This window comes from Sinomonas atrocyanea (assembly GCF_001577305.1).
GTDB lineage: Bacteria > Actinomycetota > Actinomycetes > Actinomycetales > Micrococcaceae > Sinomonas > Sinomonas atrocyanea.
Genome location: NZ_CP014518.1, coordinates 91134 through 102649, shown reverse-complemented (window position 1 = coordinate 102649; position 11516 = coordinate 91134). Strand labels below are relative to the sequence as shown.

9 protein-coding genes are annotated in these 11516 nt (G+C 73.1%); 2 read left to right on the top strand and 7 right to left on the bottom strand.

The window, feature by feature from the left end:
• Positions 1 to 61: 61 nt before the first annotated feature.
• The 6 genes from SA2016_RS00490 to benA are packed head-to-tail and all read right to left on the bottom strand — an operon-like array spanning position 62 to position 6766.
• Positions 62 to 2899 carry a LuxR C-terminal-related transcriptional regulator gene (locus tag SA2016_RS00490; protein ID WP_066494238.1) on the bottom strand — a complete coding sequence of 946 codons (2838 nt, stop codon included), beginning with the start codon at positions 2897 to 2899 and terminating at the stop codon, positions 62 to 64.
• Between the two features lie 36 nt (positions 2900 to 2935).
• On the bottom strand, positions 2936 to 3079 hold the full coding sequence (locus SA2016_RS22565) for an SDR family oxidoreductase (RefSeq protein WP_503413208.1): 144 nt from the start codon (positions 3077 to 3079) through the stop codon (positions 2936 to 2938).
• Positions 3049 to 3792 (bottom strand): SDR family NAD(P)-dependent oxidoreductase, encoded by a 744-nt coding sequence (locus tag SA2016_RS00485; RefSeq protein WP_371326640.1) that lies wholly within the window; start codon positions 3790 to 3792, stop codon positions 3049 to 3051. The genes SA2016_RS22565 and SA2016_RS00485 overlap by 31 nt, the downstream gene beginning before the upstream one ends.
• Positions 3789 to 4859: a benzoate 1,2-dioxygenase electron transfer component BenC gene (benC, locus tag SA2016_RS00480; RefSeq protein WP_066494236.1), complete on the bottom strand. Its 1071-nt coding sequence runs from the start codon at positions 4857 to 4859 to the stop codon at positions 3789 to 3791. Before benC ends, SA2016_RS00485 begins: the two co-directional genes overlap by 4 nt.
• A 12-nt stretch (positions 4860 to 4871) precedes the next feature.
• Entirely contained in the window at positions 4872 to 5390 is a 519-nt protein-coding gene (gene benB, locus SA2016_RS00475) for a benzoate 1,2-dioxygenase small subunit (protein WP_218030580.1), read from the bottom strand.
• 26 nt (positions 5391 to 5416) lie between these two features.
• Positions 5417 to 6766, bottom strand: coding sequence for a benzoate 1,2-dioxygenase large subunit (gene benA, locus SA2016_RS00470; protein ID WP_066494234.1), 1350 nt, complete (start codon positions 6764 to 6766; stop codon positions 5417 to 5419).
• A gap of 245 nt (positions 6767 to 7011) precedes the next feature.
• Here benA and catA point away from each other — a divergent pair, with 245 nt between their 5' ends.
• Positions 7012 to 7878, top strand: a complete 867-nt coding sequence (catA, locus tag SA2016_RS00465; RefSeq protein ID WP_218030579.1) for a catechol 1,2-dioxygenase — start codon at positions 7012 to 7014, stop codon at positions 7876 to 7878.
• Positions 7879 to 7983: 105 nt separating this feature from the next.
• The gene (locus tag SA2016_RS00460; RefSeq protein WP_066494230.1) at positions 7984 to 10731 is read left to right on the top strand and encodes a cation-translocating P-type ATPase; all 2748 of its coding nucleotides are present in this window, start codon (positions 7984 to 7986) and stop codon (positions 10729 to 10731) included.
• Here SA2016_RS00460 and SA2016_RS00455 read toward each other — a convergent pair.
• On the bottom strand, positions 10688 to 11473 hold the full coding sequence (locus tag SA2016_RS00455; protein WP_084249197.1) for a sigma-70 family RNA polymerase sigma factor: 786 nt from the start codon (positions 11471 to 11473) through the stop codon (positions 10688 to 10690). The genes SA2016_RS00460 and SA2016_RS00455 overlap by 44 nt on opposite strands.
• Positions 11474 to 11516 lie beyond the last annotated feature (43 nt).

Here is an 11516-nt window from a genome sequence, read left to right as displayed (position 1 = left end):
CCGTTTCACCTTAGGCTCGCGGTTGTGTCGAGGGAAATACCCAAACGAGCCCTATCAAGAGCTAGGGGATATCAATCCCGCTCGTGACCCCGGACCGGTAGACCGCTGCGAGCTCCGACCTCGACGCGATCCCCAGCTTCGCGTAGATGCGGGTGAGGTGGTACTGCACGGTCTTGACGGAGACGAAGAGCTCCCGCGCGGCCTCGCGGTTGCTCCGCCCGGCGGCCACGAGCCGCGCGACGGCCTCCTCCTGGGACGTGAACGGCACGGCAGCCGGGCCGCTCGCGGCGGACTCATCGGCCTCCCCCGCCGGGCCGGCCGCGCGGACCCGGAACGCCCCGGTGCCGGCGGCCTGGAGCTCCCGCTCGCACCGGGCCACGTAGACGCTCGCACCGATGGCCGCGAAGCCGTCCCGCGCCCGGGCGAGCACGGCCGTGGCGTCCCGGCGCCTGCCGGCGCGGCGGAGGGTCTGGCCGTAGGCGAAGCGGACGCGGGCGGCGCCCCAGGGGAGCGCCAGGCCCTCGATCGCCGCGAGGGCCTGCTCGAACGTGTGCACGGCCTCGTCGGTCTGCCCCCGGGCTCCCAGGAGGCGGCCGCGCACGGAGCCCAGGCGCGCCGTGGTGCTGCGGTGGCCCGCGGAGGCGGCCGCGTCCTCGAGCGGGGCCAGGAAGGCATCGGCACGGTCCAGGTCGCCGACCATCACCAGCGCGTTCGCGTAGACGTCCTGCCAGGGCCAGAAGCCCGGCTGATCGAGCCCGGAGGACCGATCCATCCGGACCACCGGCTCGTAGTCGCGCAGCACCCCCGCGTAGTCCCCCACGCTCTCGTGGACGGCCGCGGCCGCCATGGCCGCAGCCACCTGCATGACCGGGTAGGCCTCCGGGCCCACCTGGGCCCGGCCACTGTGCTCGGCCGCCTCGCCGGCCCGGCCCCGCAGGGCGCTGATCTGCGCCACGGTCAGGTGCAGCAGCGGGGCCACGAGGTCCATGCCCACCGGCCCGTTCAGCGCGATGCCGGCGTACGCCGTCGCGAGGGCGTCGTCCCAGCGTCCCGCCGCGAACTCGGCCCGGGCGAGCCAGCCGTGCGCCCACAGCGCGATGCGCAGCGAGCCGGGCCGCGGCGCGGGAGGGATCGCCGCCCGCAGCTCGAGCCGCGCGGAGTCGAGATCGTCCAGGGCGAGCGCGAGCCAGCCCCGGCCGAGGTGCAGGCGCTGGTCGCGGGCTGCGAGGTGCGGGGACGCGGCGAGCTCGTCGTAGGCGCGCCGGGCCTCCTCGCTCCGGCCCATCGAGCCGAGGGCGAGGCCCAGCATGGCACGGGACTCGATGCCGGCGGCGCTGTCCGGCCCGGCGAGGCGCACGGCCGTCTCGGTCCAGGCGAGCATGCCGCGGCCGTCCCAGGTGCCCAGGGCGTCGAGGACCCTGTACTGGGCGATGCGCGCGGACAGGTCCGCCGGGGAGTCCGGGGACCGGTGCTCCCAGGCGCGGCCCAGCAGCGCCCCCGCCCGGCGCGCCTGCCCCCGGTGGATCGCGTAGTAGGCAAGCGCGGCGTCGCGGCCCGGGGTCGCCGGCAGCGACTCGATCTGCCGGGCCAGCGGGGCGGCCCGCTCGAGGTCGCCGGCGGCCACCATGGCCTCGGCCGCCCGCACGAGCCGGTCCTCGCGCAGCGCCGGGTCGGTGTGCAGCCGCGCCGCCGCGACCAGAGCATCGGCGGCCGCGCCCCAGTCGCCCGAGTCGGCCTCCTCCTCGGCGAGGCGGTCCACGGTGGCGGCCAGGGCGGCGTCGGGCGTCGGTGCCGCGGCGACCAGGTGGCGGACCCGCTCCGCGGTGGTGCGGGCAGCCTCGGCGGCCCGGGCGTGGAGGGCTGCCGCGCGCAGTGGTCCGAGCCCGCTGTGCACGGCCTCCCGGGCGAGCGCGTCCGGGAAGGCGAGGCGGAGCCCCCCGGCCACCGTGTGGCACTCGAGGAGTCCCGCGGCCCAGGCCGCGTCCGCCGCCTCGAGCAGCGCGGAGTCGTCGGGCAGGCCGGCCAGCGCCGCCGCATCGGCGGCGTCCGGGGCCTCGCCGAGCACGCTCGCCGCCTCGACGAGGGCCCGGGCCTGTGGCGGGAGGGCGGCGAGGGCAGCCGCGGTGCGCGCGGCGACGGAGCGCACGACGCCGCGCGGCCCCTCCGCGGCGAACCGCGCCTCCCCGGCCTCCTCCACCCCGTCGGCGATCGCCTCGAGGGCCAGCTCCGGGATGCCCCGGCTGGCCCGCCAGAGCGCGTTCAGCGCACCGGCCGCGAGGTCCAGCCCGTACCGGGCGGCGGCCAGCTCCTTCAGCCCCTCAACGGTGAGGGGCCCGAGGCGCAGCCGCCGGGCGCTCACGGCGTCGGCGAAGACGGCCGCCGCGCTGCCGGGACGGGTTCCCGCGGGCCCGCACGTGGCCAGGACGAGGAGCCCTGGCGGGTGGCGGCGGAGCGCGAAGGCCAGGGCCTCGAGGGACAGGGCGTCGGCGTGCTCGAGCGCATCGAGCACCACGAGCACCGGGCCGCGGCCCGCGAGCGCGGCGAGGCGGTCCAGGCAGGCACGTCCCGCGGCCAGCCACGCCGGCGGTTCCCCGGGGCCCCACGAGTCGGTGCCTCCGCCGGGGGGTCGGGCCAGATTCGGCCCGGCCGCGGTGCCCCCGCCGTCGGGGACGATGCCGAGCTGGGCGAGCAGGCCGCCGTCCAGCGCCCGCTCCCAGGGCGTGGCGGAGGCCCAGAGGACCTCCGCCTCGGGGCGGGACGCGGCGAACGCCCTGGCCAGGGACGTCGTCCCGATGCCCGCCGGCCCCTCGACCACGGCGCAGGGGGCAGCGCCCAGGAGGGCGTCCAGGGCGGACAGCTCCCGGGCGCGCGCAACCACGTCCTCGTGGGGGTTCACCATCCTCCGAGGCTAGCGTCCTCGGCCCGGCGTCGGCAGCTAGCCGAGGTCGCCCCCGGCGACGGGCAGCACCGTGCCGGTGATGTAGGAGGCCTCGTCCGAGGCGAGGAAGCAGAGGGCGGCCGCCTGCTCGGCCAGGGTCCCGTGCCGCTTCAGGAGGGAGGAGCCGACCGTCTGGTCCACGATCTGCTGGTACCACTGCCGTTCCTGCTCGGTGGCGGGCAGCGGGCCGCGCTGGACCGCGCGGGGCGGGGCGTCGGTGCCGCCCGGGGCGGTGGCGACGACGCGCACCCCGTGGGGGCGGCCTCGAGGGCAAGCGCGGTGGTGATGGCCCGCACCCCGCCCTTGGCCGCCGCGTACGGGACGCGGTTGACGCCGCGGGTGGCCACGGAGGAGACGTTGACGATCGTGCCGGATCCCTGGCCGATGAGGTGCGGCAGGGCGGCCCGGCACATCCACAGGGTGGGGAACAGCGAGCGCCGCACCTCCTTCTCGATCTCCTCGGGGCTGTAGTGCTCGTACGGCTTGGCCCAGATGGTCCCGCCCACGTTGTTCACCACCACGTCGATGCGCCCCGCCGCGGCGACGGCCGCCTCGACGGCGGCCAGCGCGCCGTCGAACGTCTCCAGGTCGGCGGTGACGGCGTGCGCGGCGGCGGCAGCGGCGCCGTCGGCCGCCCCGCCGGCGCGGATCCCGTCCGCCACCTCGTGGACGAGGTCCGCGCGGTCCACGAGGGTGACCTCGCCGCCCTCCGCCGCGATCCGCTCAGCCACGGCCCGCCCGATGCCCTGGGCCGCGCCGGTGATCACCACGGCCTTGCCGGCGAACCGGCCGGGGTGGACGGACGCGGCGGCCCCGACCACGGTCTCTGGGGCCGCGCCCGCGGCGCTGCTCATGCGGCGCCCGCCCCGGCGAGCGCGGGGGCCGGGACGGCGCCCACGGCGAACCGCTCGTAGTAGAAGTTCGCCGGCTCGATCCCCTCGCCCGCAAAGTAGCGGCGCACGGCGTCGACCATGGCCGGCGGCCCGCAGAGGTAGACGTCCACGTCGCCGTCGTTGAGGTGCTCGGGCAGCAGGTGCTGCGTGACGTAGCCCTTGCGCGGGTGCTGCGACTCCGCGTCGGCCACGATGGTGCTGAACGTGAACCCGGGGATGGCGGCCGCGTACCGCTCGAGGGCCTCGACCTCGATGAGGTCCTTGTCCCACGTGGCGCCGTAGGCGAGGTGGATCGGGTGCGCGGGGACTGCCCCGCCGGCGGCTGCCTGGGCGATCTTCTCGAGCATGGCCAGCTGGGGCGCAATGCCCGTGCCGCCGGCGAGCATGAGCACCGGCCGCTTGACCTCGCGGAGGAAGAAGCTGCCCTTGGGTCCCTCGAGGACGAGGGTGTCGCCCACCGCGGCGCGTTCCTTGAGGTAGGTGGTCATGGCCCCGTCCGGGGCGGTGCGGATCAGGAAGGTGAGCTGCTCGGCGTCGGGGCCGCTGCTGAACGAGTAGCTGCGCTGCTGGTCCGTGCCCGGCACGAGGACGTTCATGTACTGGCCGGGAAGGTAGGCCAGCTGCTCCCGGTCCTCCACGGAGAGGGTGAGGCCCGCGGTGTTGTCCGCGTACCAGTGGAGCTGCTCGATGGTGGCGGTGAAGCGGCCCACGCCGCTCTTGGCCATCTCGGCGGTGCCGGAGATCCGCAGGACGAGGTCGCTCTCGGGCGTCATCTGGCACGGGAGGCAGTAGCCGGCGTCGGCCTCGTCCTCGGTGAGGGCCTCCTCGATGTAGTCGCCGCCGTCGTAGGAGCCGGACTCGCAGAAGGCCTTGCAGGTGCCGCAGGCGCCGTCGCGGCAGTCGAGCGGGATGTTGATCCGCGCCCGGTAGGAGGCGTCGGCGACCGTCTGGCCGGGGGTGACGCTGATGAAGCGGGTGACGCCGTCCTCGAAGGAGAGCGCGACGCTGTGCCCAGTGTTCGCAGTCATGACTGGTCCTTCCTAGATGTGGTAGATGTCCACGACGTGGTGGATGTAGTCGTTCTTGAGGACCACCTTCTTCTTGGTGATCACCGGCTGCGTGCCGGAGAAGTCGATCGTGTAGAACGAGACCCCGAAGTACGTGTCCACCGTGTTGTAGCGGTAGTAGAGCGTGAACCAGTTGAAGCGGACGTCGACGAGGTCGCCCTCCTGGCGCAGGATCTCGACGTTGGTGATGTTGTGGCCGGTGCGCGGGTCGGGGAGGCTCGTGGCACCCGAGCGCTCGGTCTTGATGCGGAAGACCCGGTCCTCGAGGCCGCCGCGGTTGGGGTAGTAGATGAGCGAGATCTCGCGCTGCGGGTCCTCGGTGAGCGTGTCGTCGTCGGCCCACGCGGGCATCCAGAACTCGGCCTCGGGGTGGTAGCAGTCGACCCAGCGGTCGAACTCGCGGTCGTCGAGGAAGCCGGCCTCGCGGTAGAGGAACTGGCGGATGTCCTCGAGCCCGATGGTCCCGGGAACGATCGTGGTCATGAGCGTCATGGGGTTCTCCTTCTGGTGCCTGCAGGTCAGCGGGACTCGGCCTCGACGGCCGCCCGCATGCACTCGCGCCAGTAGCCGTGCTGGATCGGGTACAGGCCTTCGTCCTCGGTCTTCACCCCGCTCGAGACAGGGTTGAGGCCGAGGCCCTTCGCCGTCTCGTCGGGGCCGGTGATCTGGTGGGCCTGGCCGCGGCTCATGTCATTCCACGGCGCGGCGGTGGCGAGGTAGGTCTTCTGGCAGGAGCGGAACTCCTCGAGGTCGTCGGGAGTGGCCATGCCCGTGGCGTTGAAGAAGTCCTCGTACTGGCGGATGCGGTTGGCGCGCGCCTCGGCGGATTCGCCCTTCGGGGCGATGCAGTAGATCGTCACCTCGGTCTTGTCCACGGAGATCGGCCGGAAGTGGCGGATCTGCGAGCTGAACTGGTCCATGAGGTAGACGTTCGGGTAGAGGCAGAGGTTGCGGGAGGCGCCGATCATGAACTCCGCGCGCTCGGCGCCGAACTGCTGGCTCCATTCCTCGCGCTTGTCGAAGTTGGGGCGGTCCTCGGGGTTCCCCCACCACATCCACAGGAGCAGGTGGCCGTGCTCGAACGAGTAGTAGCCCCCGCCCTGCTTGCCCCACGTGCCGGCGTCCATGGCCTTGGTCTCGTTGGCCGACTCCCCCGTGCCGCGCCGGGCCGTGGTGGCCGCGTAGTTCCAGTGGGTGGCGGAGACGTGGTAGCCGTCCGCGCCGTTCTCGGCCTGGACCTTCCAGTTGCCGTCGTAGGTGTAGGTGGAGGCTCCGCGGAGCACCTCGAGGCCCTCGGGCGACTGGTCCACGATCAGGTCGATCACCTTGGCGGCCTCGCCGAGGTGGTCCGCGAGCGGCTTGACGTCCGGGTTGATGCTGCCGAAGAGGAAGCCCCGGTAGCTCTCGAACCGGGCCACCTTGGTGAGGTCGTGCGAGCCCTCCTTGTTGAACTGCTCCGGGTAGCCGGCGCCCTTGGGGTCCTTGACCTTGAGCAGCTTGCCGTTGTTGGAGAACGTCCAGCCGTGGAACGGGCAGGTGAAGGTGGTGCGGTTGTCCGTCTTCCGGCGGCACAGCATCGCGCCGCGGTGGCTGCACGCGTTGATGTGCGCGTGGAACTCGCCGTCCTTGGCGCGGGAGATCACGACCGGCTGGCGGCCGATGTAGGTGGTGAAGTAGTCCCCGACCTCGGGGATCTGGCTCTCGTGGGCGAGGTAGACCCAGTTCCCCTCGAAGATGTACTTCATCTCGAGCTCGAACAGCTCCTCGTCGGTGAAGATGCTGCGCTTGGCCCGGTAGGTTCCGGTGGACGCGTCCTCGATGAGCGCGTCGGAGAGCTGGGCGCGGACATGGTCCAGGGTTTCCGTCATGGGTGTTCTCCCTTTGCCTGTGGCTTTCCACGACGTCGACGCCGCGGGCTTGAACGATCCTGTCAACTGGTGGCCTGGATCACACTGGGGCATTTCCTAGGGTCGGCCAAGGGTGCTTTTGAAACGCCGCGGATATCAATTCACTGGAACTAGGTATTTGTGCAGCGGCAATTGCTCCTCCTAGCGTGAAGGGCATTGCGGGCTGCCTGTGCCGCCCGCCACACCCCAGCTGTTCATCGAGGAGGATGACCATGAGCCAGACCCTGAGCGAATTCGACGCGAAGGCTGCCGAATCCGGGAGCAAGGCCACCGAGCGCTTCAAGTCCAGCGGCAAGCGCGCCGCCCTCGAGGTGCCCAAGGAGCGCGTCTCGCTCCTGGCGCGCGAGGTCCTCGAGGCCGTGTACGCCACCATCCGCACGCACAAGGTCACCTACGACGAGTACAACGCCCTCAAGGAGTGGCTGATCGGGGTCGGCGAGGACGGCGAGTGGCCCCTCTTCCTCGACGTGTGGGTCGAGCACGTGGTCGAAGAGGTCGCGACCGAGGACCGCAAGGGCTCGAAGGGCACGATCGAGGGCCCGTACTACGTCCCTGACTCCCCCGAGCAGCCGACTCCGGGCCGCCTGCCGCGCCGCGAGGACGAGCCGGGCACGGAGCTGACCTGGAGGGGCCAGATCCGCGGCCTCGACGGCAGCGGGCTCGCGGGCGGCACGGTCGAGATCTGGCACGCGGACGGCGCCGGCTTCTACTCCCAGTACGCCCCCGGCCTGCCCGAGTGGAACCTCCGCGGCACCGTCCTGGCGGACGAGGACGGGAACTTCGAGATCCAGACCATGCGCCCCGCGCCGTACCAGATCCCGACGGACGGCGCGTGCGGCAAGCTCATCGCGGCCGCGGGCTGGCACGCGTGGCGTCCCGCCCACATCCACGTCAAGGTCTCCGCGCCGGGCCACCAGCAGATCACCGCCCAGCTGTACTTCCCGGGCGATGCCCACAACGACGACGACATCGCCTCGGCCGTGAAGCCCGAGCTCATCCTCGACCCGAAGCCGGCCGCCGACGGCGCCGGCGAGGAGATGGTCTACGACTTCGTCCTCGACCCCGAGGACTGAGCCGGCCGCCCACTCTGGGTGCCCCGTCCTGCGCGCTGCGCCGGGCGGGGCACCATGGTCTAAAGGCCTCTGGCCCCGTCGGTCACCGCGCGGTCTACTGCGGGCATGGACCGTGAGACCGCCGAGACCGAGGTCCGGGTGGATCCGCGCTCCTCAGTGGACCGGCTCCTGCGGGACCTCCGCTCGAGCCGGCGCGGCCTGACCGCGCGGGAGGCGGCACGGCGCCAGGTGGTGTACGGACCCAACGCGCTCACGCGCAGGGGCGGGCACCGGTGGCCGCGGCAGATCCTCGGCCAGCTCACCCAGCCGCTCGCCCTCCTGCTCTGGCTGGCCGCCGTCCTGAGCTGGGTGACGGGATCCGGGGCCCTCGCCGGCGCTGTCGTCGCCGTGATCGTCCTCAACGCGGCGTTCGCCCTGCTCCAAGAGCACCATGCGGAGCACGCCGTCGAGGCCCTCGCGGCCTACCTGCCGCTCTCGGCCCACGCCATCCGCGACGGCCGGGAAGGGCTCGTTGACGCGCGGCTCCTCGTCCCCGGGGACGTGATCGTGGTCCGGGAGGGCGATAGGGTCTCGGCCGACGCGCGGCTGCTGACCGGCTCGGTGGAGATGGACGTCTCGACGCTCACGGGCGAGTCGCTGCCCGTGCTGCGCAGCGCCGAGGGCGGCGCCCCGCTCGCGCAGCGCCTCCTGGACGCCTCGGACATGGTGTTCAGCGGCACGGGCTGCACGGGCGGCGAGGCGGTCGCCCTGGTCTTCGCCACCGGCATGCACACCGAGCTGGGCCGCATCGCGGCGCTCTCGGAGCGGGTGGGCCACGAGAGCAGCCCGCTGGAGAAGCAGGTGACGCGCGTGGCCCGGGTCATCGCCGTCGTGGCCGTCCTGACCGGGGCGGCGTTCATCCCGGTCGGGACCCTGCTGGCAGGCCTGCGCCTGGACGATGCCCTGAACTTCGCGATCGGTCTCCTCGTGGCCAACGTGCCCGAGGGCCTGCTCCCCACGATCACGCTCGCCCTCGCCGTCGGCGTCCGCCTGCTCGCCCGCGAGGGCGCGCTCGTGAAGCGGATCTCCGCCGTCGAGACGCTGGGCTCCACGAGCGTGGTCTGCACCGACAAGACCGGCACCCTGACCATGAACCGGATGCGGGCCGTGGCCCTCTGGACTCCCGAGACGGGGACGGTGACGGTCGACGCCGCCCTCCCGCCGGCCGCTCCCGGCTCAGGGCTCGCGCGGCTCGCGGCAGCGGCCGTGGCGTGCAGCAACGCGCGCCTGGCCTCCGACGGCACCGAGACCGGCGACCCGACCGAGCTTGCCTTCCTGCATGCCGCCCGGACGCTCGGGCTGCCCAGCGACCGCTCCGGCGCGGACCGGCTCGCCCAGTTCCACTTCGACCCGGCGCTGCGGCGCATGTCCACGGTGGACTCCCAGGCCGACGGGGTCTGGGTGCACTGCAAGGGCGCTCCGGAGGAGCTGCTGCCCCTGTGCGGCTGGGAGGCCGCCCCGGGCGGGGGCAGGACGGCGCTCTCGGAGGCCGAGCGCGGCCGGGTCACCGAGGCGGTGGACGCATGGGCGGAGCAGGGGCTGCGCGTCCTCGCCGTGGCCGAGCGGGTGTCCGGGGACGCCGCCGGCCTCACCCGGCGGGAGGCCGAGAGCGGGCTCACCCTCCTGGGAATCGCCGCGCTGCTGGATCCGCCCCGGCCCGAGGTCGCCGACGCCGTGGCCAGCTGCCACGCCGCGGGCATCCGGCTCATCATCGTCACCGGGGACCACGGCCTGACCGCGCGCGGGATCGCTGCCCGCGTGGGGATCGGCGGCAAGGACATCCGGGTGGTCAACGGCAGCGAGCTGGACGCCATGCCGGAGGCCGAGCTCGATGCGCTGCTCGGCACGGAGGAGGAGATCATCTTCGCCCGCAGCTCCCCCGAGGCGAAGCTGAGGATCGCCGATTCCCTCCGGGACCTCGGCCACGTCGTCGCGATGACGGGCGACGGCGTCAACGACGCCCCCGCGCTGCGCCGGGCGGACATCGGGGTCGCCATGGGCCGCTCGGGCACCGACGTGGCCCGGGAGGCGTCCGCCATGGTGCTCACGGATGACGACTTCGCATCCATTGTCAGCGCCGTGCGCGCCGGCCGCCGGGTCTATGACAACGTGCGCAAGTTCATCGTCTACATCTTCGCCCACGCGACTCCCGAGGTCGTGCCGTTCCTCCTCTACGCCGTGGCCGGCGGAGCCGTGCCGCTGCCCCTGACCGTCATGCAGATCCTCGCCGTCGACCTCGGCACGGAGACGCTGCCGGCGCTCGCCCTGGGCCGTGAGCCCGAGGAGCCCGGCATCATGGAGCGGCCGCCGCGCGAGCGGGGCCAGAACGTGATCGACGGGCCCATGCTGGCCCGGGCCTGGGGCCTGCTGGGCGGCATCTCGGCCGTGCTCGTCACAGGCGCCTTCTTCACATCCCTCCTCGCCGGCGGCTGGCACTACGGCGCCTCGACGGCCACCGGGCACCTCCACGCCGTGTGGGTCCAGGCCACCACGATGTCCTTCCTCGGGATCGTTGCCTGCCAGATCGGCACCGCGTTCGCGGCGCGCACCCAGGTGGCCTCCCTCGCCCAGATCGGCGTGGGCACCAACCGCCTCCTGCTGTGGGGCATTGCCTTCGAGGTCGCCTTCTCCGCGGCCATCGTGTTCGTCCCGCCGCTGCAGGCCGTCTTCGCGACGGCAGCCCCCGCACCCTGGCAGCTGCTCCTGCTCGTCCCGTTCCCCTTCCTGGTCTGGGGCGCGGACGAGATGGCCCGGTGGGTCCACCGGCGGCCTAGTCGGGCAGATCCAGGGCCACGCGGGGACGCAGCCTCTTGAACAGGCGGTTCAGGCAGCGGGAGACATGCATCTGGTTCGTGCCGAGCCGGCGGGCGATCTCGCTCTGGGTCAACTCCATGCCGAAGCGCAGGCGGACGAGCTCGAGGTCCGCGGGGGACGCATCGGCGAGGGCGGCCGCGACCGCCTGAGCGGCGTCGACCTGGGCGAATCCGGGATCCTCGCAGGCCGGGATGCTGACGGGCTGCCCTTCGGTGCCCTCGTCCCGGTCCATGAGTTCGATCGTGGGGGTGACCATCGTCGAGTCCGCGACCTCGGCCTCCAGGATCCGCTCCGCTGGCACGCGCAGCTCCTCGGCGAGCTCCCCCGCCGTGGGCTCGCGGCCCAGGCGCTGCTGGAGCTGGGGCACCACGGAGCGGACCTGGAGCCGAAGGTCCAGGACGGGACGGGGCGGCCTGACCATCCAGCTCTGGTCCCGCAGGTAATGCTTGATCTCCCCTTCGATGCTCGCCACCGCGTAGGGGACGAAGCCGTGCCCCAGCTCCTCGCGGTACCTCTTTGCGGCCTTCACCAGTGCCAGCCGGGCCACCTGGCACAGGTCCTCAGGATCGTGGCCCGGGCACCTGAAGCGATGGGCGAGCGCGTCGGCGAGTCCCAGGTATTCGACCACGAGGTCCACGGGCTCCGATGGCCCTGCGCCCGACGGCCGCTCCCTGGTGACGCCAGCGCGCGCTGGGCTGGGACCCTCCTCGGGGCGCCGGGACCGTTCTCGAGTGCTCTCCATGACTGGCCTCCTCGCTGTGGGAAAGCCCAGCCGACCTTGGAAG

What these genes read in the sequence shown, in the direction of transcription:
- benB (WP_218030580.1), bottom strand. Translation starts at nt 5,390, where the DNA reads ATGACGCTCATGACCACGATCGTTCCCGGGACCATCGGGCTCGAGGAC.
- SA2016_RS00455 (WP_084249197.1), bottom strand. Translation starts at nt 11,473, where the DNA reads ATGGAGAGCACTCGAGAACGGTCCCGGCGCCCCGAGGAGGGTCCCAGC.
- benC (WP_066494236.1), bottom strand. Translation starts at nt 4,859, where the DNA reads ATGACTGCGAACACTGGGCACAGCGTCGCGCTCTCCTTCGAGGACGGC.
- SA2016_RS00485 (WP_371326640.1), bottom strand. Translation starts at nt 3,792, where the DNA reads ATGAGCAGCGCCGCGGGCGCGGCCCCAGAGACCGTGGTCGGGGCCGCC.
- SA2016_RS00460 (WP_066494230.1), top strand. Translation starts at nt 7,984, where the DNA reads ATGGACCGTGAGACCGCCGAGACCGAGGTCCGGGTGGATCCGCGCTCC.
- catA (WP_218030579.1), top strand. Translation starts at nt 7,012, where the DNA reads ATGACCATGAGCCAGACCCTGAGCGAATTCGACGCGAAGGCTGCCGAA.
- benA (WP_066494234.1), bottom strand. Translation starts at nt 6,766, where the DNA reads ATGACGGAAACCCTGGACCATGTCCGCGCCCAGCTCTCCGACGCGCTC.
- SA2016_RS00490 (WP_066494238.1), bottom strand. Translation starts at nt 2,899, where the DNA reads ATGGTGAACCCCCACGAGGACGTGGTTGCGCGCGCCCGGGAGCTGTCC.